Genomic DNA, 22458 nt, shown 5'->3' on the forward strand with positions numbered 1-22458 from the left:
GCTGTTCGGGACGATGCCCCATCATGCTGCCCAGCCTGACCCTCGACCTACAAGATCGGAAGCCCGACCAGCAACATCTTCAGAAGTCTTCTAGGCGGGCGCGCGCGAGACCTTGCCATCGGTTGGAGTGTCGTCATCGGCCGTGGAGGCTTCTCCGGTGAAGCGGCGCAGCTCCGGGCTGAGCGCGGCGACAGCGGCGGTCAGGCCGAGCAGCCCGCCCAGCACGATGAGTGCCGCCGCGCCGCCCAGTGCCGCAGCCAGTGCCCCGCCGAGGACCGGCCCGAGGGGCTTGAGCGCCATCGCGCTCATGCTCAGGATCGCGCCCATCCGGCCGAGCATCGCTTCGGGCACCATTCGTGCGACCACCACGTTCATCACCACGTTCAGTGAGGGCGTCGACAAGGTGATGAACACCAGTGGGATCATCGGCCACCACGCCCCCCAGGGCAGTGCCGTGGCCGCCAGCGCGGCACCGAAGACCGTCACGACGGCCAGCAGGAGCCTGCCGGGAGGCAGGAGCTTGCTGATGCGGCCCGACAGCAGCGCGCCGGTCAGTCCGCCGATTCCGAGGCCGGCCAGGACCGTGCCGGTGATGCGGGCATCACCGCCGCGTTCGCCGACGAGCACGATCAGCGGGATGAGGAACGCTCCGCCGAGCAGGTTGAGGATCATCACCGCTGCGGTGACCTCCCGCAGGCCATGCCGGCGCCACAGCCATGTGATGGCCTCGGCCGCTTCCCGGCGCATGCTCCGCCGGATCGGCCGCTGCTCCTCGCCATGATCTCGGGCAGAGGGGCGCGGCTCGTCCGCCGGGCGGCGCGGCACCTTGGCGAGAGCGTAGAAGAGCGTGGCGGCGAGGAAGGTGATGGTGTCGACGACGAAGGGCACTGCCCGGCCCAGGCCGTACAGCAGGCCGCCGAGCGGTGGGCCGATCAGCCCGGCCGCGTGGGTACGGGCCTCCTCCTGCGCGTAGGCGCTGTGCAGCTGGCCCAAGGGGACGATGCCGCGGAGCGCCGTCTCCTGGACGGGACCGATGAACGCGACGCACAGCCCGTCCAGCACTGCCAGCGTGACGAACTGCCAGACCTGTACATGACCGGTGATGATCAGCGCCGTCAGCAGCGCGGAGACAACGGTCTGGAGGCCCTGGGCCGTGATGAGGGTACGGCGGCGGTCCCACCGGTCCACCCAGACGCCGGCCGGCATCTGGACCGCCAGGAAGGCGACGGTACGAGCTCCGGCGACGACGCCCGCCAGCCCGGGCGAGCCGGTGATCGCCAGCACCAGAAGCGGCATGGCGAGCCTGGTGAGCTCCGACCCCAGCTCAGAGACCGCGCTACCAACCCACAGCAGTTGAAAACGCACGTTCTTCCGCAGCGGCACGATGTCGGTCACGAAGCGTCTTCCTTGCGTACGGGGCGCGGTCACCTGGCCTGACGCGTACTTCGGAGGCGAAGGCTGCGCCGGTTCCGGCTTCGGACAGGTCGGGCGGGACCCGGAGAAGATACCTACCGGAGATGGCACTGTCTACCGAATAGAACCGGTTGGGGGCACATGCGTGCTCCAAGCCGAGACGGCCGCCCGAGCAGAGGAGATCTTGTCCCTGCACGTGAAGGACCTGGACCTGGAGTTCCGCCGCGCCCGCATCACCACCGAGCACGACCCGGCCCGCCTTCGACCCGACGTGCCTGTTCCCCGGCGAGCGGACGAAGCCGGTGACCTACCGCTGGAGTCAGCGGCAGGCGACGGTCACGCCCTGGCGCGCACCCGCCGGGCCGCCACCAAGGAGGCCACCACGAGAACGGTGAGCACGCTCCAGTACAGGAACCCGCGCGCGCTCGTCATCAGCAGGTTCTCAGCCAGGTAGACCAGGCCGGGAACCAGATAGACGGCGGCGGCCAGCGCCCAGCGGCCGTCCCGGACGGCCAGCGTTGCGGCCAGCACCAGCAACAGGGCCACCACCTCGACGCCGGCCCGCGAGACGCCCCAGACGGGTTCCCACATCGGCACCTGCGTGAGCTGCAGCGCCCAGCCGGCCGGCGGCACGAGCAGCCACCACGGCGACCGGGCGGGCATCGTCGCGCCCCACCATCGAGCCTGCCCCGACGTGCGGCCCGCCCCGGTCCGCCGAACGGCCAGGACCGCCGACGCGGCCGCGACCACCCAGTAGGGTGCGACCGGCGCGAGGTCACCGTACAGCGGGCCGAGATCGAGCACCGGGACGTAGAACCCTCCCCCGACGATGGGCCGGCTCGTCCACACCGCGGCGAACGCCGCGACAGGAGCCGCGACCCGCATCCATCCCCGCACGAGCGCCACCATCAGAACGACCCCGAGCGCCGTCCACACTTTGTGGTTGAAGTACGGCAGGACAGGAAGCTGCGCGAAGGTGAGCACCGCCACGACCAGCGCGCCGAGGTGCAGGCCGTCGGCCCACCCCGGCACGCCCGCCGCCCGGGTGGCCCGCACCCGCACGGTGAACCCGCCGGCCAGGAGAGGCAGCGTCTCGCGGAGCGACGGCCGCCGGGCCCCGGGCCGGGCCGCCTCCAGCAGCGTGCCGATCAGCTCCTCGCCGTGCTCGGCGCGGTAGTCCTCGGGGTAGGCGCGCAGAAGGCGGCGGTACCGCTTTTCGAGAACGTGGCTCATGCGCTCGTCACCCCGCCCGGCCGCAGGACGAGTGCGGCGGCGCGCTGCAACCGGGCCGCCTGCGCACGGACGGCGCGCGCGCCGTCGTCGGTGATCCGGTAGTAACGCCGCGGACGCCCGTTGACGGTCTCCTCGCGGTCCAGCCGCACCCAGCCGGTCTCAGAGAGCCGGTCGAGCGCGCTGTACAGGGTGCCGACAGCGAGATCGACCTCGCCGAGCGACTGGGTCCGGGCCTGCTTGATGATCCCGTATCCGTGGAGTGGCTCCTGCATCAGGGCGACGAGGATGAAGTACGTCGCCTCCGTCATGCCGATCACGGCCCGACCATATATCGACCGTCGAAGTATGGGGAAGGTCGCCTGCCTTGGCCGTCGGCCAGGGAAGGTCAGATCCAGGAGCGCTCCTTGCCCGTGACCGCGGGTGGTTCGACGGCGTCCGGCCTCACGGCGGGACCGGCCGGCTCAGCGCGCGCCGCTCAGATCGGCGCCACCGCGGACGCCGGTCTCCGCCCGGTCGCCCCAGCCGTCCGAGTCGCGAGGGTGACGAGCTCCGCCTGGATCGGCTCGCGGTGAATCCCAATACCGATCAAGGTCAAGGACCGGACCATGGGCCCGACGCGTCTGCCCAGCGGCAGACGTGTGCTCCAGGTAGGGCGGCCGCTGTAAGGTCGACGCCTTGATCGACGGGAGGGCGGCGACAGAACATGCGGGTGACGACGACGAGTGCTGCGAAACGGGCTGACCGTGCGAACGAGGATTTCACCGGCGCGGTACCAACGGCAGCAGTGCTGCTCGACGGCGCCGGCATCCCCGGCACCGAATCGATCTGCCGGCACGGCGTGGCCTGGTATGCCGCTCGCTTGGGAGGCTGCCTCCTCAGCCTCTTGTCGCTCGTACCGGACCGCGGCCTTTCTGCGCTGCTCGCCGAGGCCATCGAGCAGGTCACGGACGATCACCGGGACACCTGCGACGTCGCCGACCCCATCAGTCCGTCGGCGACCGTGGCCATCCTGCGCCTGTCCGGCGGCTTCATCGAGTACCTGGTGCTCGGCGACTCGTTCCTCGTGCTCGACAGAGCAGACGATGCGCCGCTCGTCATCTCCGACCCCCGGGAGGTGATCATCAGTCGGTCTTACCAGCCCGCGATCGAGGCCGCCGCCAAGGGGAGCGACGAGTACCACCGACTCCTGCGGGACTTGCGCGCCAACCGCAACCAGCCGGGCGGCTTCTGGCTGGCCAAGGACGACCCTCGGGCGGCGGGCGAGGCGATCACCGGAAGCTGCCCGATCTCCGAGCTGATCGGTGCCGTCCTGCTCAGCAACGGAGCCAGCCGCATCGTGGACCAGTTCCAGCTCGCCGACTGGCCAGAGGTCATGGCCGTCATGGCGTCGAGCGGGCCCGCCGAAATCATCCGTCGTGTCCGGCAGGCGGAGGCGCGCCACGCGGTGGCGGCGGACGATGCGACGATCACACACTGCACCGACCTCGGCGAGACCTGACCCTCACCGGCGGAGCCTGGCCGTTGGTCAGGTCTGCTGGGCTGCGCGGGTGTGGGTGAGGTGGTAGAAGTCGGTGCCGGCCTCGATGATGTTGCCGCCGAAGGTGAGGCGCGGGGAACGCCACTGTCGATCAAACCCCCGCACGCAGGGTGCGGGGCGGGCTTGCGGCCGCCCGGGACGCCCTCACCACCGATCACCGAGCATGGCACGGGTTTCACCAATGGCGGCGGTCAAAGGCAACGAGACCCACGATGAGGCGTTACCGCCCCGTTTCCGCGAGCCCGCGCACTGTCACTCTCGTCACGCAGAGTCACTCTCCCCTGGTGGCGTCGCCCCGAGTACCGGGCCCTATCCGGGGTGGAGGGGCTCGGGGTTCTGGTCGAGTGGGCCGCCGAGCTTGTTGGGCGGTCCGCATGATTGTGGTTTGACCCGTTTCTCTCCGAACCGGGTCGCGGAGTCCGTGCTGGCGACGGCCCGGATCTGGTCCGAGGTCATCCCGTTCACGCCCCGCAGATCGGCGCCGCGCAGATCGGCCCCGGACAGGTTCGCTCCGGTCAGATCGGCTCCGGACAGTTCGGCAAGTCTCAGATTCGCCCTGCTCAGGTCTGCGCCGCGTAGCCGTGCGTAGGTGAGGCACGCCTCCGGCGCGTTCAGACTGCTCAGGTCCGCGTTCCACAACCCGGCCCACGTCAGATCGGCCCCTTGCAGGTCCGTACGGCTCAGCCGGATGCCCTTGAGCGCCGCGCGGGGGAAGCGGACCTGGGAGAAATCGGTGAGCGGGTCTCCCGGAACAGTCAGGCCGGCGGCGATGGTGAGGGCCGCGTGGACGTCTGGCGGCAGGTCTGCGATGGTCCGGACCACGGCGAGTTCGGCGATCGAAGCGGTGCACTGTGGCGCGGGCCGTGGCGTGCACAGGTCATGGTTGCGGACGAACGCCGCCAGCACGCTGCGTACGGTGAGGCGGTCCTTCGGGGAGTCGGCGGCGATCCGCTGCAAGGCATAGATCGCGCCGAACCGCACATCGGTCGCGGGTGAAGCGAGTTGTTCGACCGCTTTGGTGTACCGGTCGGTGATTTGTCCCTCGCGTGCGGTTCGCAGCTCCTCCTGCCCGTTCCGCAACGTCGCCGCGGTCATGATCAGGCTGCCGGCGGTGAAGAGGGCACCCAGCAGGATCCCTACGCTGTTGAACCACTGGTGGCGGTTCAGGCGTCGGCGTTCGCGCGCCTGGTCATCGCGCTGCCGTTGAGCCTCCAGTAGTTCCAGGCGCTTCTCGACCGACAGCCCGTCCAGTTCGTCCTGGGTCGGTGCCGCGATGCGGGGAGGTGACGCGCCGGTCGCCGCCGGACCCGGGGATGACCTGGCGGAGCCGACAGGGTCATGGGGTGCGTTCAATCAGATTCCTCCCGACCGTTCGCGTGTGTCGCCGGGTGTGACCGCCACCGCCCACTTGGAGGGCTTCTAAGCAAAGATGGTGCACCAGAGCTGATACGGCAGGGAATAGCCGGCTTCGACCGTGCCGATGAGCAGGGCACGGCCCGTACGCCGGAGAGCCGGGCCACCCGGCGAGACTGCTCCCGTCCGACGGCCTCACCCTGGAGGGGCACCTGCCGCATGTGATCGAGGTCGGGCACAGCGACTGCGACGACTCCACGGTGCTGCACGTGCCGGCGCTCGGACTGGACATCGCCGGCGACGTCGCCTACAACAACGTGCATCAGTATCTCGCCGACGGCGGCATCGACGCCTCGCTCCGCGCCATCGACACGGGTGCGCGCGCTGCGGCCGTCCGCCGTGGCCGCCGGTCACAAGGACGTCACCCGCACGGACGATCCGAGCATCCTCGACGAAACCACCGAATACCTGCGAACCGCCCGCCAGGTGCTCGCCGAGAACGCTCACACAGCGTCACGAGAGCCATGCCCAGACCGACGGGCATGGCTCTCATCGTCACCAACACTCCCATGCAGTTGATCAGCAAGTGGCTCTCGAACCGACCGACAGATGGCTCTCGGATCCACCTGTGATCACGACAGCGAGGGCGGCCCCCTCCGACCGTCCCCTCCACCTGAGCCCGACGGCCGGCCGACGCGGGAGCGGCCTCCGCTCACATCCCCAGCGGTGATTCGCCGGAGTCACGTCACTGCCAGCCGGTACACCACGAGGCGCTCGACCCCGCGGTCTTGCCGCATGCCCGGAAGACGAGGTTGGGATCTGAACTGGTGTAATGCGCCGGTGTGAAGTTCCTGGGGTCGCCGCCGCCGTCACCCGTGTAGGTGAAGGGGCCGCACTGGATCCAGCCATTTCCTCTGGTGCTGGAAACGTCCAGCCAGTATTGGTCGCCGTTGTTGAAGGCGCCGGCGAGCCGGGCCCAGCCGGCCTGCCGTCCGTTGATGTTCCCGAAGCGTAGTTCGGCTCGTGCGCGGCTGAAGCTCACCGAGGCGACCGTGTATGTGCTGGTGGCGTTGACCGGGTTCGGCCAGGACGAGCAGTTGGCGGGATCCGCCGAAGCGGCGCCCGGAAGGGCCAGTTGTACGGCGACAAGCCCGACGGCGGCCGTCAGACCGATGAGGCATTTCCTGAGCATGTCCATCTCCATGTGAAGTCGAGCCCCTGCCGGACACGGCCGTCGGCGCACAAGGCGGTGCCGGCGCCTTCGCCCTGTTCCGGCCCGAGCAGGAACACGCCCGCCGTGGTCGTCGGCGGGATGGTTCTTGCTCGTGCCGGGTGATCAATCGCGGTGTCCGACCGGATGGGGCGATGACTCACTATGTGCTGCCCCGCTTTGGATCCGATGTAGATCCGCTATGGACGGGGGCGAGGAAGAAGTCCGCGGGAATCAGCGGTAGCGCACCACGCCGGAGCTCATTCGGTGGCGCCTCGCTTCCGGCGGCGTAGGGGATCGCGGTCGGCGACGTGAGCGACTGCGACTGCCGACCGACTGCGTGATCTACTCCACCGCCTGCGACATCACCGACGCCGCCGCCGAAGGCCACCCGGTCCACCCCGACGACCCTGGCCCATTTTTCCAGTGTCTGGAAAGTTCTATGTAATGTATATTTTACGCATGGAGGAATCGCGCCGTGATCGCAAGAAGCGGCTGACCAGGCAGCGGATCATCGCCGCGGCGATGAGGCTGTTCGCCGAGCAGGGGTACGAGCAGACCACGGTGGCGCAGATCGCCGTGGCGGCGGACGTCGACCCCAAGACGTTCTTCAACTACTTCCGCGCCAAGGACGAGGCCGTGTTCGCCGACGCCGAGCACATCTTCGGCCTGCTGCTCGGCACCCTGGCAGCGCCGCGGCCGCAGGAGGGGCCGGGCGAGCTGCTGGTCAGGGCGGTGCAGGAGTACGCCGCCCGGCGCCGCCCCGAGGTACCCCGTAAGGAGCCCGAGGAGCTGTCTGCGGGGGTCCGCCTGATGATGACGACGCCGGCGCTGCAGGCCAAGGGGTTGTACCTGATGCTGAACCTGCAGCGCAGGATGGCCGGCGAACTGCTGAAGGCGTTCCCGGACCAGTTGGATCCGATCACCGCCGCCGCGATGACCGGCGCCCTGATCGGCGCCGTCCAGCAGGCGAGCCTGGCGAGCGTCGAGCTCGACCGGTCACAGGACGAACTGTGGCGGGCCGCGCGGCACGGCCTCGACGTCGCCGCGCGCGGCCTGCTCTCGATCCACGCGGACGCTTCAGAAGGGAACGACCCGTCATGACAGAGAACGAACGGAGCCTCGCCCGCGACGCGCGGCGGGCGCTGCGCGAGGGCGCCGAGGGGATCGCGCGGCGGCAGCGCGCCCGCCTGGCAGAGGCAGTGGCCTATGCCCGCGACCACTCGCCCTACTACCGCGAGCTGTACCGGGCGCTGCCCGACGAGATCGACGACCCGGCGCGGCTCCCGGTCACCGACAAGAAGGCGCTCATGGCGCGCTTCGACGACTGGGTCACCGACCGGGACGTGACGCTGGCCAAGGCCCGGGAGTTCGTCGCCGACCCCGCCCTCGTGGGCGAGCGCTTCCAGGGGCGGTACCTCGTGGCCACCACGTCCGGCACCAGCGGGCTGCGCGGCATCTTCCTGCAGGACGAACGGAGCGTGGCCGTGGGCAACGCGGTCGGGCAGCGCGCGCGAGCCGGGCTGGGGTTAGGCGCCCTCGTGCGCCTCATGCGCGGCGCCGGCCGCACCGCCATCGTCTCCGCGCCGGCCGGCCATTTCTCCACCGTCGCCGGGGCCGCACGGTTCCGGCGCGACCACCCGCGGCTGGGCTGGATGCTGCGGGAGTTCTCCATCCACAAGCCGCTGCCGGAACTGGCCGTCGGGCTGAACCGATACAACCCCGGCTCGCTCGCCGGCTTCTCCGGCATGCTCGGGCTGCTTGCCGGCGAGCAGGAGGCCGGTCGCCTTCGCATCCACCCGGGGATGGTCATCGCCGGCGGCGAGGCGCTCACCGCGGAGAACCGCGCCCGGATCGCCGCCGCGTTCCAAGCCGAGGTCCGCTCCGCCTACGCCGCCACCGAGTGCGGCTTCCTCGCCTACGGCTGCGCGCACAACTGGCTGCACGTCAACACCGACTGGGCGGTGCTGGAGCCGGTCGACGCCGACCACCGGCCCATCCCGCCGGGTCAGCCGTCGCACACCGTCCTGCTGAGCAACCTCGCCAACCGGGTCCAGCCGATCCTCCGCTACGACCTGGGCGACAACGTCCTGGTGCGGCCCGACGCCTGCCCGTGCGGCAGTCCGCTGCCCGCCGTCCAGGTGCAGGGCCGCGCGGCGGAGATGCTCGCGTTCCCCGCCGGTGACGGCGGACACGTCAACATCTCCCCCATGGCGTTCGGCACGCTGCTGGACCGCGTCCCCGGCATCGCACAGTTCCAGGTCGTGCAGAGCGCGCCGGCCACGTTGCGGGTGCGGCTGAAGCAGGCGGACGGCGCCGACCCCGATCACGTGTGGCGGACCGTGCGCGAGGAGATCTCGCGCCTGCTGGCCGAACACAGGGCCGAGCACGTCACGTTGGAACGAGCCGAGGAGCCGCCGGAGCAGTCGGCCGGCGGCAAGTTCCGCAGGGTCATCCCCCTGGCCCGCTGATCCCCTGGCCCGCTGCCTGCGGCGCGGGCCGGCCTCACCCCCGAACCGCGCTCACCGTAGCGGCGATCCAACGTACCCGCCCGTAAGCGGCTGTTTCGATTCTTGTGCCGCCGGAGGTTCGCCGATCGTGGAGCTTGCTCCACTTGGGCGTCTCAGCCATCCCTCAACCAGGTGGCAGCCAATGGCCGACTGGCAAGCATCGGCCAGATGGATGCCACCGCACCTCCTCTGCGCGGCCGACGGACTGATCGTGATGGACATGGACGAGCTGCTCGCCGAACGCTGCGCCAAGCTGGCCGGCCTACGACAGGATGTGGCAGCGCATCTGACCATGGGGCGTCGGGCTGGTCATCCCGTGCTGCCGCTGTGTCCTGTCCCCGATGCCAACGAGGTTTCCGCGTTCGCGAGAGGGGACAGTCCGCTCCAGTGGGCACTGCTGGACTGCCCTGATGATGAGCGGAAGCGTCGGCTGGGACGAGTAAGTCTTGAGTCGTCTAGACCCTGCCCGTTGGCGAAGTCCCTCATCCCGGCGAAGCTCGGGAGCGCTCCCGGCTGGACGGAGGGCGGCCCTCTGCCGGTAACCCTCACCCGTACGCCGTGCACTTCGACGGCGGCATCCGCTTCCGGCCCAAGTGAGGGCCTGCCACCGCTCACCCAGTTCGGGCCGCTCATCCAGCACGCAACGCCACGTCACGGGATCAGCGTAGAGAGATCGGCCATCTGGCGGCGAAAGGGTTTTTGCTGGAAAACGATCACCTGACAGTCTTCTACGCTGCCCTAGTGCACCCATGCATCGTGCCCTTGGGGCAACTCGGATGAGGCGATCGCCCCCCGTCCCTCTTCCATCCTCCAGACCTTCACCACACCCTCAGCCATGACGGCATACTGGCACGCCGCCGCCGGGAAGCGATCTTCGCCGACGGCGGGCCGTGGTCATGGGGCGAGCTCGTCGGGGTGACGTTCTCGGTGCGGATGGGCGTCCGCGAGGTCGGTGGCGGCGGCCTGGTTCGTCGGCGGGCCGTGCATCCACGATCGTCAGGACAGGCCGTCGGCGTAGGTGGAGCCGGGGGCGGGTGGCCATCCTGGAGGCGGGACGTGCACCCTCGGCTTCCACATTTCCGGGCTTATTCCCCGAGATGGAGGTCGTGCTCTCCTGTTGACTTCAAGGCCTCTGCCGTCAGGTGATAGATGTCCCGATGCCGATAAATGAGTTCGCCGCCTTCTATGTTGCAGGCGATTTCAAAGGGCTCGTCGGGCCAACGCTCCGCGTCTTTCCCCATCGCCTCGTCAACTTCAAGAAACCATGTGATGCCCGCGATCGGCATCCCGGAGGGGAAGGGGAAAGGAATTCGATCGCCATTGACATGCATGATCTCATAAATGGCACTGCTCAAGTCAGGCACAGCGTCATTCACTTGTTCCAGGCTCGCGTCAGGCTCTATCTGCCGATAAGACCTGCGCCCCTCTTCGATAAGTTGACCGAAATCTTCGATATGGTAATCGATGCGGGACAGGATGGAGACCGTTCCTCCGCCCCCGCTGTCGAGGCCCTCCGGCTCTCCCGCGTCAGCCTCTTCGATGGAGGCGAGCAGGTCTTCTCCAGTCAGAGCAGAGTATTCGGCAAAATATCTGCGCATCGCTCGGATGAGCGCCTCTCTCGATGACACATCGGCCGGCGAATCCGAGGCGTCATCGAGCGAAATCGCTTCGTCGAGATGCTCGCTGATCGTCGAGGCGAGCGTCCGGGCGGCGGCGCTGAACGATTCACTGCTGAAACACTTCGGATCACGCATGACGTAATTCACCAGCTCTTCTCTTGCGCGGATGCTGTCTCTGGCTTGTTCCGGAGGCGAACTCAGCTCGCTTTTCTCACGGAACAGTTGAAGAAAAAGCGACCTAGCTTGTCGGAGGCGTGACACCGGCGGCGGCGTGGGCGCGGGCGGTGTCCTCGTCCCCGAGGCGGCGGGCCAGCTCGGCCAGCACGAGATGGGTGGAACCCCAGCAGGCGGTGCCCATGCCGGCCACCACCAACAGGTCCGCGTACGGAAGCAGCCGGTCGTAGAGCGCACGCGGATCGGGCACGCCCAGGCGGGCGGCGACCAGGCCCCAGACGGGCACGAGGAAGTCGGCCACCCAGTCGTCGGGGACGTCGGTCCCCCAGCGCGCCACCAGCTCGTGCGCCAGCTCGAGGCGGCCGGACTCGACGGCGGCGAGCACGGCGACGGGCCGGAGCGGCACGAACCGCGGCTCTTCCGCGGCGGCCACCAGCTCCTCCAGGACCTCGGCCACCCGTCCCTGGCCGCGCCGGCAGGTGAACGTGGTCACCAGCCGATGGAACCGGCGGCCCCACACGGTCGGGGCGAACCGCATGTCGCCGTACCGGGCGAGCAGGTCCTCGGCCTCCTCCCACCGGCCGTCGAGGGTGGCACGGGGGGTCTGGGCGATGCGCACCATCGACTCCAGCTCCGGGCTCGGCGACCTGGCCAGCAGCGCCTCGCAGCGGGCCAGCTCGCGGTCCCAGCCGGGCAGGTCGCCGTCGCGCAGCAGGCAGGACATGAGGGAGACCCGCGCCAGCACCTCGCCGCTCACCGGCAGGCCGGGCAGACCGGCCAGCTCCTCGGCCATCGCGCGCCGCGCGGCGTTGCGTCCGGGGCGGAACGCGGCGAGCAGGTAGTTGTTCATCGTGCGGGCCAGGAGCGGCATGTCGCCCGTCCGTCTGGCCAGGGCGACCGCCTCGGTGGCGTGGCGTTCGCCCTCGGCGCCGCGGGGACCGTAGTGCAGCTCAAGGGCGAGGGTGCCCAGAAGGCCGGCGCGGTCGGCGTCCGGCAGCGGGCCGTCGAGCAGCTCTTCGATGACGGCGACCAGGTCGGAGTCGACGACGCCGTACGGGCGCCAGTTCCACAGGGCCGGGCCGCCGATGGCGGTGACCGCGGAGATGAGCGCCTCCCGGTCGCCGACGGCTCTCGCCAGGCCGATCGCCTCCGCCCAGTCGTGGTGCGCGTCCTGGGGCCGACCGGCGGCGCGGTGGGCGTGGCCGAGCTCGGTGAGCAGGCGGGCGCGTTCGGCGTCGCGGCCGGGTTCGAGCGCCGACAGGGCCAGCGTCCAGAAACCGGCCGCCTCGGTGTGGGCGAGCTGCGCGCCGGCGTGCCGGGCGGCGCGGGAGGCGTACCTGAGGGTCCTGCCCGTGACGTCCAGGCGGCCCGCCTGGGAGAAGTGGTGGGCGAGCGTGGCCGACCGCGACTCGGGCAGGACGCCTTCCAGCGCCTCGCCCGTACGCAGGTGCAGGCGCGAACGGTCGAGCTTGCCGAGCCCGGCGTACAGGGCCTCCTGGACGAGGGCGTGCGAGAAGCGGTAGTCGGGGCCGGCGGGCGGCTCGACCAGCAGGCCGGTGGCGACGGCGGGCTCCAGAGCGGCCATCACCTGCTCGGCGGTGCTGCCGGTGACGCTTTCCAGCAGGCCGGCGTCCACGTCACGGCCGGCCACGGCGGCGGCGGCGAGCAGGACACCGGTCTCCTTGGGCAGGCGCGCGACGCGCCGCTCGATCACGTCGCGGGCGCCGCTGGGGACCGTACGCTCGCCGCGCGGCAGGCGCAACACCTCGCCCAGGTAGAAGGGGTTGCCGCCGGTCCTGTCGAGCAGGTCGCCGACCAGGCCCGGCTCGTCGGTGACCTGCTTGGCCCGCAGGAAGGCGGCCACGTCGCCGGAGGTGAACGGCGGCAGCTCCAGGCGCTCGCCCGACCGCGTCAGCGCCGCCAGCGTCCCGCGCAGCTCATCGGGGTGGTCGCCGGGCTCGGGACGGCAGGTGACCAGTACGAGCAGCGGACGCCGCAACGCGGACTCGGCGACGAACTCCAACAGCCGCAGCGAGGACACATCGGCCCAGTGGAGGTCTTCGAAGACGACGGTCAGCGGCGCCGGCGGCCGGGCCAGGACGTCCAGGACCTGCTCGTACAGGCCGAACAGATCCTGATCGGGGTCACGGGTGCGGCCGGACAGCAACCCGGTGGCATCACCCGCCTCGCGCAGGATCTGCGTCCAGGGCCAGAAGGCCGAGGCGGCGCGATCGGCGCAACGCCCCCACGCGACTCGGAACCCACGCGCGGCGGCCAGGTCGGCGGCGGCCCGGACGAACCGGGTCTTGCCGATGCCCGCCTCCCCCATGACCAGCACGGCCCCGCCGTCGCCGCGCCGCGCCGCGCCCAGCCGCCGCGCCACCAGCTCCAGCTCGGCCGAGCGGGCGATGAGCAGCTCGCCCTCCGGTTCGGGGGCGGCCGGGACGAACGGCGCCACCGGCTCGGGCACCGGCGGACGCAGCTCGGGCGCCTGGTCGAACACCGCGCGTTCCAGCTCCCGCAGATCGGGGCCGGGACTCAGCCCGAGGTCGGCCGACAACCGCTCACGCACCCGGCGCAACGCGGCCAGCGCGTCGGCCTGCCGTCCGGCCCGGTAGAGCGCGCGCACGAGCAGCGACCAGGCCCGCTCCCGGTACGGCTCCGCCCCGACCAGCGCCTCCAGCCCGGGGATCAAGGGCGCGTCCTCCCCCAGAGCCAGGCGGGCGTCGAAACGGTCCTCCAGAGCGGTCACGCGTATCTCGGCGAGCCGCGCGGCGACCGACTGGGCGAACTCCTGACCGGCGAACTCCCCCAGCGGTTCGCCCCGCCACAGCCCGAGCGCCCGGTCGAGCAACTCGACGGCCCGGCCGGGCGCGCCACCCGCCAGCGCCGTGCGGCCCTCACCGGCCCAGGCGGCGAAACGCCACAGGTCCACCTGACCGGGCGCGACGGCGAGCAGATAGCCCGGCTCACGGGTGAGCAGGACCCGCGGCGGGGTACGCGGCGGCCGGCCGGGCTCCAGCACCCGGCGCAGGTGGGCGATGTACGCCTGAAGAGTACGGGTCGCCCCGGCGGGCGGCTCCCCCGCCCACAGCTCGTCGATGAGCCGGTCGAGCGACACCACCCGGCCAGGCTCCAGGGCCAGCATCGTGACCAGGGCACGCTGCTTACGCGTACCGAGATCCAGCGCACCCTGCTCGCCGGTGACCTCAAGCGGCCCGAACAGCCGAAACTCCAACCCTGCCATGTCCGTCCCCACCCTACGGCACCTCAACTCGATCCCAGCTCGACCCCAGCCCCCGCCCGGCAAAGTGGAGCCATCGACCAGGAAACAGCTGCGAAAGGCATGAACATGAACATCGGGGACGAACTGCGCGGAGTGGTCCGCGGCACGGTGCTCGCAGCCGGCGACGAAGGGTTCGAGCAGGCCAGGCCCCCCTGGAACCTGGCGATCGACCAGCCCGTGCAGGCCGTGGTCGAAGCCGCCGACGCCGAGGACGTGGCCGCGCTCGTCCGGCACGCCCACCTGGCAGGGCTGACCATCACCACCCAGCCGAGCGGCCACGGAGCCACCGGCGACACCGGCGAGGCGATCCTGCTGCGCACCACCCGCCTCGACCACCTGCACGTGAACCCCGCCGAACGCGTCGCCCGCGCAGGGGCCGGCGTGAAATGGGGCCGCGTCCAGGAGGCCGCGAGCGAGCACGGGCTGACCGGACTCGCCGGCAGCAGCCCGGCGGTGACCGTCACCGGCTACACCCTGGGCGGCGGCCTGAGCTGGTTCGGCCGCGCACACGGCTGGGCGGCCGGCAGCGTACGCGCCCTCGACATCGTGGACGCCACAGGCACGCGCGCCCGGATCACCGCCGACAACGACCCCGAACTGTTCTGGGCCCTGCGCGGCGGCGGCGGCGACTTCGCCATCGTCACCGCGATCGAGTTCGACCTGCACCCGGCCCCCGACCTCTACGGCGGCCGCATGTTGTGGCCCGCCGCGATGGCGCCCGCCGTCCTGGAGGTCTATCGGGAGATCACCGCCACCGCACCCGACGAGCTGACCCTCTGGTACGACCTGCTGCAGTTCCCCGGCGCCGCCCCGCTGGTGGCCGTGGACGCCACCTACCTCGGCGCGGGCGGCGACGCCGAGACGCTGATGCGGCCGCTGGAGAAGGTCGCGGGGCGGCTGTCCGACTCCCGTGCCGTGCTGCCGGTCGCCGGACTGGGCGGCATCACCGCCGAACCCACCGACCCCGGCCCCGGCATGTCCCGCGCCGAGCTCCTGACCGGGCTGACCGACGAAGTGGCCGCGGCACTGCTGGAGCAGCCCATCGCCCCGCTCCTCAGCGTCCAGCTCCGGCACCTGGGCGGCGCGCTGGCCCGGCCCTCCGGCCTCCCTGCCGGGCACCTGGCGGAGCCGTACGCGCTGTACCTGTTCGGCATCCCCGGGCAGGACGGGGGCGCCGCCGTGCGCGAGCGCATGGACCGGCTGACGAGGGCGCTGGTGCCCTGCACGTCGGGGCGCAAACCGTTCACCTTCCTCGCGCCGGGCGAGCGTGCCGCCGCCGCCTTCGCCCCGGACGACCTGGCCCGCCTCCGGGACGTCAAGCGGTCCCGCGACCCCCGCGGCACCTTCCGCAGCAACTTTCCCGTCCTCGCCTGACGACCACCGGGGAGCCGCCGGGAGGAGAGCACGTCAGCGGCGTCGTCCCCGTCCCGCCCGGCGGCGTGTTCAGCGGCCTGCGGCTCAGCGGGGTCCGGGCGCCGCGGGCTGTTCCGGGCGGCGTCCCCATGCCGAGATCAGCGGCGCGAGGGTGAGGTCGAGCTCGCCGGCCTCGACGGCGGCCAGGTGTGCGTCGATCTCGGCGTCGTCGGCCAGACCGGCGGCGAGCAACTCGGCGCGGACCATGCGCACCGTCGTGGCCTCCAGCCGGTCGCAGGCCACCCCGCCGACCGGGAAGCAGCCGGCCGCCGCGACGTCGACCAGGCCGGCCGCGCGCAGCGCCCGCGGCAGCGTACGGCCGAAGCGCAGATCGGCGCCGCGGCGGGTCATCAACTCCCGGACGGCGCGCCGCAGCCGGTTGGCGCGCTGCTGTGCCGGGCCGGCCTCGTCGAGGCAGGCCAGCGGCTGCAGCTCGGTGTCGGCGTCCTCGATCAACAGCCAGCCACCGGGGCGCAGCGCCGCCACCATCGTGGCCAGCGCCCGGGCACGGTCGGGCAGGTGGACCAGCACGAGCCGGGCGTGTACCAGGTCGAACGTGCCCGGCTGCGGCGGCGGGTCCCCGACGACGTCGTGCCGCAGCACCTCGTACCCGCCGTGCGGGTCCAGCCAGGCCGGATCGATGTCCGTGGCCAGCACGTGACCGGTCGGCCCGACGGCCGTGGCGAGTGCCTCGGGAATGCTGGGGCCGCCGGCGCCGACTTCCCAGCAACGCCGGCCCGCCTTCACCCCGAGCCGGTCGAAGTGCCCCAGCGTGACACCGTCGAACAGCTCGGCCAGCCAGGTGAACCGCTCGCCCGCCTCCGCCCGGGCGTTGTCGAGCAGGTAGCGGTGATCCGGGGCGGAGCCGGGGCCGGCGAAGGGCTGCGATGCACTCATGCGTACATCTTCACGATCTTCCGCGTGCCGTGTCAGCACGACATCGGCTGAAATCAGGCACGACGCCGTGGGTTCGCTACCTCGCTGCGTTCGTCGCGTACGCGGTCAGTCGCCGTACCGCGAGTTCGGCCGGCAGCCGTGCGCCGTCGTCCAGCACCACGTCGTCGAACTCCGCGCGTGGCGAGTGGTTCTCCTCCGCCTCGTCCCGGCTCAGACGCGCCGGGCGGGCGCCCAGGAACACGAAGGCCCCGGGCACCCGCGCCAGCACGCGGGAGAAGTCCTCGGAGGCGGGATGCGGGTGGAGCATCGCGGCCAGCCGTTGCGCGCCCCACAGCTGTTCGATCGTGTCGCTCGCGAAGGCGGTCTCCGCGGGGTCGGTGACGGTGACCGGCAGCTCGGCGTCGTAGTCGATCTCCGCTGTGGTGCCGTGCGCCGCCGCTATTCCTGTGACGAGCTCGCACAGAAGGCGGCGGGCGGACACGCGACTGCGTTCGGCGTAGCTGCGGATCGTGGCCTCGAAGAAGGCCGAGGCGGGGATGGCGGTGCCGCGGCACGGCGCCGTGGCCGCCCTTGCCGTACACGGTGACGCGCATCCGCGCCGTGCCCGACAGCACGGTTCCGGAACGGGTGGCGAACACGCCGGCCCGCCGTACGGACTGAACGTGCAGCGCGTACGCCGCGAGCGGCGGAGCGCCGGCCGCATCGAGCACCCCCTCGGAGATCATCGCGGCGGCTCCGTCGTGCCTCTTTTCACCCGGCTGGAAATGAGGATCACCTCGTGGGCGCGCTGACGCTGGCGTTCCTCGGCCGGTACGTCGAGGGCAGAGCCTCCGGGGCGCTGCCGCTCGGAGACGGGAGCCGAACTCCTCGACGTCTCGCACGTGCGCGCATGGACCAGACGGGAGACGCCCTGACGCGCGTCTCCCGTGTGCGCCCGCGGTGGTGCGGTTGATCGCGGCGACGGCCTCCGAGGTGTGGTGTCGGGGCTGTCCAGGCCCAGGAGGGTCATGGCCGCTCCCCGGCCCGGTCCACGACGCCGATCGCGACGCGGGTGGAGATCGACCAGGTTGTTCCCTTCTCGATGCTCCACTCCAGATGAGGAGGAACGGGGACCTGCTTGCCGTCCTTGAAGGTGAACATCAGGACGCCGTTCGGCTTGGGATAACGCTCCTCATGGTCGACGATCGCCGTCTCCCGCCGCGCCCGGTAGGCGTAGGTCACGGGGTCCAGGAGGATTTCGACCTTGCGCCAGCCTTCGGCGACTTGAGAGACCGACAGCGCCGGGCGTCCCTCGGTGTCGGTCGCCGTCTCGTCCACCGTCACTCCGGGCAGCTTGGCTATCGCTTGGAAGATCGCGGCCTCGTGCTCCGGTGAGACGAGGTTCTGGCTGAGGGTCACGGCGAAGCGCAGGAAGATCCACTCGTCGCCGGCAGGGACCTGCCTCTGGTAGAGCTCACGGTATTTGGCCAGGAGCGCGTCAGGGTCGGTCGGCAGCGAGGCCAGCAACGCGTAGGTGTTCTCCGGCTCCCTCTCACCGGGATCGGAGGTCTGCAGCTTGCCGTTCACCAGATAGCCCACCCGCTTGCCGTCGGCCCGGGTCCAGAACGGTTCGAGCGTCTCCGGCAGCGGTGTCCGCGGGGTGAGCCGTTCGCCCTGGTCGATCCCCTTGTCCCAGCCCACGTCACGGTTCTCGGTGTAGATCCACTGGTCGCCGCGGGGCGGCACGAACTCCTTCTCCTGTACGGCCGCCGCGATCCTGGTCAGCACCACCTGAGCGTTGGCGGCGGGCAGCGTGCGCTCTCCCTGGACCACGCTCACCCCGGTCGTGATGGTCACGGCGGCGGCGGCCACCGCCAGCGCCCGGATCGCCCATCCGCGCTTGGAGCGTGGACGGCCGGCGCGGGCCAGGAGAGCCGCCCGCGCTGCGGCTTGGACGTCGGGGGCCGGCGGCGCCGGGCGCGCCCAGTCCTCGCGCAGCCTCTCGAGGTCGTTCATGATCCGTCCCTTTCCAGTGCGGCTTGGATTCTTCTGCGCGCCCGGTGCAGTCGTGAGCGGGCCGTTCCGGCCGGGATGCCGAGCGCGCTGCCCGCTTCCTCCGAGGTCAGCTCCGCCCAGGCGACCAGGAGCAGCACGTCCCGATCGCGATCGGCGATCTCGGCGAGCGCCTCGGCCAGCCGGGACGTGCGGGCTCCCGCGTCCACGGCCCCGGCGACCTGGTCGGCGTGGTCCTCCACGGGGCTGTCGGCGCCCGCCTTGGCCAGGGCCCGGTACTGGCGTACTTCGGCACGATGATGGCGGGCGATGAGGTTGGAGGCGATGCCGTACAACCAGGGCCGCGCGTCGGCGCGGGAGACGTCGTAACCTGCCCGTTTGTCGAAGGCGATGAGGAACGTCTCCGCGGCGACGTCGTCGGCCAGGCCCGCGCCTAACCTGCGCGCGGCATAGCCGTGGATCTCGGGGTAGTAGCGGTCAAATATGGCGGCGAAGCGCTCCGGCTCCCGCCTGGACTGTTCGATGATCACGGCGTCCGCTGCTTGGGCCGGCAGCGCGCGTGACATCGAGGTCACCTCTCGATCCCTGGGTTCACACCGGTTCTTCACCGATCACGGGACAAGTGTTCACGACGTCCACTCACCACAGCCTGCGGGGAGCCGGAACTCATCGGCAGGGGCCGAGCCACCCCTGGGGGCCACGCCGCGGCCGGTGTGGTGGGCGCCGTTCAGGCGTCGAGTGCGGCCAGGGCCCGGCGGGTGACGTCGGCCGGGGCCGCGGCGATGACGTCGCTGAGCGCGTCCATGGAGGTCTGGAGGTCGCTGATGGCCTGGGCGATGCGGTCGCGCTCCCGGTGGAGGTCGGCGAGCAGGTCCGCGCAGGTGGGGACGAGGCGGTCGCCGGTGTCCCGCAGGCACGGCAGGACCGTGGTGATGGTCGAGGTGTTCAGGCCGGCGGCCAGCAGGCTGCGGATGCGGCGGACGACGGCGACGTCCTCCTCGACGTATTCCCGGTAGCCGCTGGGGCGCCGCTGGGGGTGGAGCAGACCTTGTTCACCGTAGTAGCGCAGCAGGTGTACGGCCACGCCGGTCCGCCGGGACAGCTCACCGATGCGCACAACGACACCCCGCTCGCCTTGACTCTCATACCGATGTGAGACTTTAGCGTCTACGGCATGAAGATGGACAAGGGTTTCGCGACGCTCGTGGCATTGTGCTCAAGCGTCTTCGTCGTGGGCACCTCGGAGTACCTGATCGCCGGGTTGCTGCCCCAGGTCGGAGCTGATCTTGATGTCTCCGTGGGCACCGCCGGTCAGGCGGTGACCGCATATGCGCTCGGAGTGGTGGCCGGAGGGCCGCTCATGGCCCTGCTGACCTCGCGGCTGCCGCGCAAGGGGCTCGCCGTCGGCCTGATGCTGCTGTTCGCGGTGGGCAGCGCGATCAGCGCGGTGGCGCCGTCGTTCGGCCTGCTCCTGGTGGGCCGCGTGGTGTCCTCGCTCAGCCACGCCGCCTTCCTGGCTCTGGCGCTGGTGACGGCGACCCGGGTGGTCCCGGCCGAGCGGACGGGCTCGGCCATCGCCACCGTGGCCTCCGGCTTCACCGTGGCCACGCTGCTCGGGGTGCCCCTGGGGGCACTGCTCGGGGAGGGCGCCGGTTGGCGGGCTCCCTTCGCCGTACTGACCGTTCTGTCCCTGGTGGGCACCATGCTTCTGGCCGCCGTCCTGCCCCGGCAGGAGGCGCCGTCCACGCGACTGCGTGACGAGGTACGCGTGGTGACGCGCCGGCCGGTCATGCTCGCCATCGCCACCACCGCGGTGGGCTTCTCCGGGGTCGCCACGGTGTTCACCTACATCGCCCCGCTGCTGATCCGCGTCTCCGGCTTCTCCGCCGCGGCGGTCTCCGGCCTGCTGCTCGCCTACGGCGCGGGCAGTTTCATCGGCAACCTCACTGCCGGGAGGCTGACCGACAGGTCGATGAGCGCGACCGTACGCGGGGTCTTCGGCGGGTTGGCGGGGACGCTCCTGCTCGTCCCGTTCGCCGTGGTGTGGCAGCCCACCGCCGTGGCCGCGGTCCTGGTGCTCGGCCTGCTCGCCACCGCGACCATCGCCCCGCTGCAGGGACTGATCCTGCACCACGCGGGCGCCGCCCCGAACCTGGCGGTCTCCGCCAACGTCGGCGCCTTCAACCTCGGGGCCGCGGCCGGCTCGGTCATCGGCGGCGCGATCGTCGCCGCGGGCGCCCTGCGGTGGACCGGCCTGGCGGGCGCAGTACTGAGCCTGATCGGCCTGGCCCTCACCTGTCTCGTCCTCCCCCGGACACGGACGTCGCCGAAGGACGCCGAAACCCCGATCGCCGGCCGTACCACGGCGACCGTGCGCATTCGCACCCGGCTCAGGGGCGTTCGGTGAGCAGTTCGCGGCATCCGTGGGGTTTGCAGTCTTGGTGCCATGTATCCCGGTTCTGCACTTGGCGAGTTCCTGCGGTCCCGACGGGCCCGGCTGCGGCCCCGGCCTGGAGCAGGGGCAGAGCCCCAACGTCTCGGACGACGTCCTGGACGCCGTGGCCCGCGTCCTGCGGCTGGACGACGACGAGCTGGCCCACCTGCACCGGCTGGCCAGGGCCGCTCGGGCCGGGGCGAAGGCCAGGCCCGAGCAGCTGCGTCCCGGCATCAGGCTGATGGTCGACGCCTCCACCGACAGGCCCGCGACGACATCGCCTGCCTGGAGGGCTCCCTGAGCCGGTTCCCCACCGACGAAGGGCTGAACGCGCTGGTCGACGAGCTGCTGGCGCTCAGCCCGGAGTTCCGTGCGATGTGGACCGAGCACCCGGTGAGCAACTGTCCTCCATCTCGCGCGACTAGCGGCATCCGGATGTGGGGGTCATGACCCTCACCGCCGAGCTGCTGCGCACGCCCGACGACGAAGGGCAGGGCGTGACGGTCTTCCAGGCCGAGGCGGGTTCGCCGTCGGAGGAACGGCTGCGGCGGCCGGCCGAGCTGGCCGCCGCCGTCTCACCGTAGAGCCTCAGGGGCGGGTCACGCGGCCGGGGCGGGGCGGCGCAGGAGGGCGCCGCCGACGAAGGTGGGCATCTGGGCGAGGCTTCCCGCCACCCCCTGGTCGGTCTCCCCCAGACCGGACGTGATGGTCGTGACGGCGGCCACCACCGTCAGGACGTGCCCGAACCCCATGGCGGCCGACGTCGCCAGCAGCAGGACCAGGCCGCCCTGGGCCGGCAGGAACACCATGGCGGCGGTGCCGGCGGCCTGCACGGTCAGGCCGGTGACGACGGTCGCCGCCGTCCCCCGGGCGCTGATCATCCTGGCCGCGAAACTGCCCGCGACCAGGGCCGCGCCGCCGCACATCCCGAAGGTTACCAGCCCGACCGTCATGCCCCACTTGACCGTCCTGCGGCGCAGCAGCCGCAGCGGTACGAGCGGGGAGCATCGTCCAGCGCCAGTTCAGGCCGCTGGTGATGAGGCCGCCGCCGATCGTCCCGATGACGAAGCCCAGTGACAGCAGGGCGCCGTTGACGCCCAGCGCCCTGGTGCGCTGCGGCCCTTCCGGGGACGTGCCGGTCATCAGCGCCAGCGCGGTCGGGCCGATCATGGCCGCCGCCACGCCCTGTCCCGCGCGCGCCGCCACCCCGATGACGAACAACCGGCGCCTGCCCACCATGTCGGACGCTCGTCCGAACAGCGGCATCAACAGCCGCGGCGTCGGGTCAGGGGCGGTCGCGTCCCGGGCCGTCGTGTCATGAGTTTCCGTCGTCATGCGGCCAGAGTGCGGCCGGCCACGAAGATCAACCAGAGCCCTGCTGAAGGTA

The 22458-nt window shown here is 71.2% G+C and carries 23 protein-coding genes; 10 read left to right on the plus strand and 13 right to left on the minus strand.

Annotation, left to right across the window (positions count from 1 at the left end; all coding sequences use genetic code 11):
* Positions 1 to 90: 90 nt before the first annotated feature.
* The 3 genes from ABZ459_RS39120 to ABZ459_RS39130 all read right to left on the minus strand — a co-directional run bounded on the left by ABZ459_RS39120 (position 91) and on the right by ABZ459_RS39130 (position 2954).
* Positions 91 to 1395, minus strand: coding sequence for an MFS transporter (locus ABZ459_RS39120; protein WP_357981754.1), 1305 nt, complete (start codon positions 1393 to 1395; stop codon positions 91 to 93).
* A gap of 354 nt (positions 1396 to 1749) precedes the next feature.
* Positions 1750 to 2646, minus strand: coding sequence for a hypothetical protein (locus ABZ459_RS39125; protein WP_357981757.1), 897 nt, complete (start codon positions 2644 to 2646; stop codon positions 1750 to 1752).
* The gene (locus ABZ459_RS39130) at positions 2643 to 2954 is read right to left on the minus strand and encodes a PadR family transcriptional regulator (RefSeq protein WP_357982112.1); all 312 of its coding nucleotides are present in this window, start codon (positions 2952 to 2954) and stop codon (positions 2643 to 2645) included. Before ABZ459_RS39130 ends, ABZ459_RS39125 begins: the two co-directional genes overlap by 4 nt.
* 395 nt (positions 2955 to 3349) lie before the next feature.
* Here ABZ459_RS39130 and ABZ459_RS39135 point away from each other — a divergent pair, with 395 nt between their 5' ends.
* A complete protein-coding gene (locus ABZ459_RS39135; RefSeq protein WP_357981760.1) occupies positions 3350 to 4144 on the plus strand; it encodes an integrase in 795 nt (264 codons plus the stop codon).
* A gap of 348 nt (positions 4145 to 4492) precedes the next feature.
* On the opposite strand, the gene ABZ459_RS39140 is transcribed toward ABZ459_RS39135, so the two are convergent.
* Entirely contained in the window at positions 4493 to 5536 is a 1044-nt protein-coding gene (locus ABZ459_RS39140) for a pentapeptide repeat-containing protein (RefSeq protein WP_357981763.1), read from the minus strand.
* A 745-nt stretch (positions 5537 to 6281) separates the two neighbouring features.
* Positions 6282 to 6740: a hypothetical protein gene (locus tag ABZ459_RS39145; protein WP_357981766.1), complete on the minus strand. Its 459-nt coding sequence runs from the start codon at positions 6738 to 6740 to the stop codon at positions 6282 to 6284.
* A 468-nt stretch (positions 6741 to 7208) separates the two neighbouring features.
* Between ABZ459_RS39145 and ABZ459_RS39150 the strand changes: the two genes are divergently transcribed.
* Together ABZ459_RS39150 and ABZ459_RS39155 are read left to right on the plus strand one after the other, a co-directional pair.
* Complete coding sequence (locus ABZ459_RS39150) at positions 7209 to 7850, plus strand: TetR/AcrR family transcriptional regulator (RefSeq protein ID WP_357981769.1); 642 nt, start codon at positions 7209 to 7211, stop codon at positions 7848 to 7850.
* Positions 7847 to 9217 carry a hypothetical protein gene (locus ABZ459_RS39155; RefSeq protein ID WP_357981772.1) on the plus strand — a complete coding sequence of 457 codons (1371 nt, stop codon included), beginning with the start codon at positions 7847 to 7849 and terminating at the stop codon, positions 9215 to 9217. The genes ABZ459_RS39150 and ABZ459_RS39155 overlap by 4 nt, the downstream gene beginning before the upstream one ends.
* 1124 nt (positions 9218 to 10341) lie before the next feature.
* On the opposite strand, the gene ABZ459_RS39160 is transcribed toward ABZ459_RS39155, so the two are convergent.
* Both ABZ459_RS39160 and ABZ459_RS39165 read right to left on the minus strand, forming a co-directional pair.
* A complete protein-coding gene (locus ABZ459_RS39160; protein WP_357981775.1) occupies positions 10342 to 11022 on the minus strand; it encodes a hypothetical protein in 681 nt (226 codons plus the stop codon).
* A gap of 91 nt (positions 11023 to 11113) precedes the next feature.
* Positions 11114 to 14296, minus strand: a complete 3183-nt coding sequence (locus ABZ459_RS39165) for a BTAD domain-containing putative transcriptional regulator (protein WP_357981778.1) — start codon at positions 14294 to 14296, stop codon at positions 11114 to 11116.
* Positions 14297 to 14401: 105 nt separating this feature from the next.
* On the opposite strand from ABZ459_RS39165, the gene ABZ459_RS39170 reads away from it, so the two are divergent.
* The gene (locus tag ABZ459_RS39170) at positions 14402 to 15709 is read left to right on the plus strand and encodes an FAD-binding oxidoreductase (RefSeq protein ID WP_357981781.1); all 1308 of its coding nucleotides are present in this window, start codon (positions 14402 to 14404) and stop codon (positions 15707 to 15709) included.
* Positions 15710 to 15793: 84 nt separating this feature from the next.
* Here ABZ459_RS39170 and ABZ459_RS39175 read toward each other — a convergent pair whose 3' ends face one another.
* Both ABZ459_RS39175 and ABZ459_RS39180 read right to left on the minus strand, forming a co-directional pair.
* A complete protein-coding gene (locus tag ABZ459_RS39175) occupies positions 15794 to 16645 on the minus strand; it encodes a methyltransferase domain-containing protein (protein WP_357981784.1) in 852 nt (283 codons plus the stop codon).
* A gap of 76 nt (positions 16646 to 16721) precedes the next feature.
* Positions 16722 to 17126 carry a M20/M25/M40 family metallo-hydrolase gene (locus ABZ459_RS39180; RefSeq protein ID WP_357981787.1) on the minus strand — a complete coding sequence of 135 codons (405 nt, stop codon included), beginning with the start codon at positions 17124 to 17126 and terminating at the stop codon, positions 16722 to 16724.
* Positions 17127 to 17154: 28 nt separating this feature from the next.
* On the opposite strand from ABZ459_RS39180, the gene ABZ459_RS39185 reads away from it, so the two are divergent.
* The gene (locus ABZ459_RS39185; RefSeq protein WP_357981790.1) at positions 17155 to 17436 is read left to right on the plus strand and encodes a hypothetical protein; all 282 of its coding nucleotides are present in this window, start codon (positions 17155 to 17157) and stop codon (positions 17434 to 17436) included.
* 214 nt (positions 17437 to 17650) lie between these two features.
* Here ABZ459_RS39185 and ABZ459_RS39190 read toward each other — a convergent pair whose 3' ends face one another.
* From ABZ459_RS39190 to ABZ459_RS39200, 3 genes are all read right to left on the minus strand, one after another.
* Positions 17651 to 18640, minus strand: coding sequence for a CU044_5270 family protein (locus tag ABZ459_RS39190; RefSeq protein ID WP_357981793.1), 990 nt, complete (start codon positions 18638 to 18640; stop codon positions 17651 to 17653).
* A complete protein-coding gene (locus ABZ459_RS39195) occupies positions 18637 to 19203 on the minus strand; it encodes an RNA polymerase sigma factor (protein WP_357981796.1) in 567 nt (188 codons plus the stop codon). The genes ABZ459_RS39190 and ABZ459_RS39195 overlap by 4 nt, the downstream gene beginning before the upstream one ends.
* Before the next feature lie 161 nt (positions 19204 to 19364).
* Positions 19365 to 19754, minus strand: coding sequence for a MerR family transcriptional regulator (locus ABZ459_RS39200; protein ID WP_357981798.1), 390 nt, complete (start codon positions 19752 to 19754; stop codon positions 19365 to 19367).
* Between the two features lie 57 nt (positions 19755 to 19811).
* On the opposite strand from ABZ459_RS39200, the gene ABZ459_RS39205 reads away from it, so the two are divergent.
* Genes ABZ459_RS39205 through ABZ459_RS39220 form a run of 4 tightly spaced genes read left to right on the plus strand, consistent with a single transcriptional unit; the run spans position 19812 to position 21655 of the window.
* Entirely contained in the window at positions 19812 to 21044 is a 1233-nt protein-coding gene (locus tag ABZ459_RS39205; RefSeq protein WP_357981801.1) for an MFS transporter, read from the plus strand.
* Positions 21045 to 21102: 58 nt separating this feature from the next.
* Entirely contained in the window at positions 21103 to 21372 is a 270-nt protein-coding gene (locus tag ABZ459_RS39210) for a hypothetical protein (protein WP_357982131.1), read from the plus strand.
* Entirely contained in the window at positions 21369 to 21521 is a 153-nt protein-coding gene (locus tag ABZ459_RS39215; RefSeq protein ID WP_357982115.1) for a hypothetical protein, read from the plus strand. Before ABZ459_RS39210 ends, ABZ459_RS39215 begins: the two co-directional genes overlap by 4 nt.
* Positions 21518 to 21655, plus strand: a complete 138-nt coding sequence (locus ABZ459_RS39220) for a hypothetical protein (RefSeq protein WP_357981803.1) — start codon at positions 21518 to 21520, stop codon at positions 21653 to 21655. The genes ABZ459_RS39215 and ABZ459_RS39220 overlap by 4 nt, the downstream gene beginning before the upstream one ends.
* A 4-nt stretch (positions 21656 to 21659) precedes the next feature.
* On the opposite strand, the gene ABZ459_RS39225 is transcribed toward ABZ459_RS39220, so the two are convergent.
* Positions 21660 to 22241: a hypothetical protein gene (locus ABZ459_RS39225; RefSeq protein ID WP_357982118.1), complete on the minus strand. Its 582-nt coding sequence runs from the start codon at positions 22239 to 22241 to the stop codon at positions 21660 to 21662.
* Here ABZ459_RS39225 and ABZ459_RS39230 point away from each other — a divergent pair.
* The gene (locus ABZ459_RS39230; protein ID WP_357982134.1) at positions 22132 to 22392 is read left to right on the plus strand and encodes a hypothetical protein; all 261 of its coding nucleotides are present in this window, start codon (positions 22132 to 22134) and stop codon (positions 22390 to 22392) included. The genes ABZ459_RS39225 and ABZ459_RS39230 overlap by 110 nt on opposite strands.
* Positions 22393 to 22458 lie beyond the last annotated feature (66 nt).

It is taken from the genome of Nonomuraea sp. NPDC005692 (genome assembly GCF_040631115.1).
Lineage (GTDB): Bacteria > Actinomycetota > Actinomycetes > Streptosporangiales > Streptosporangiaceae > Nonomuraea.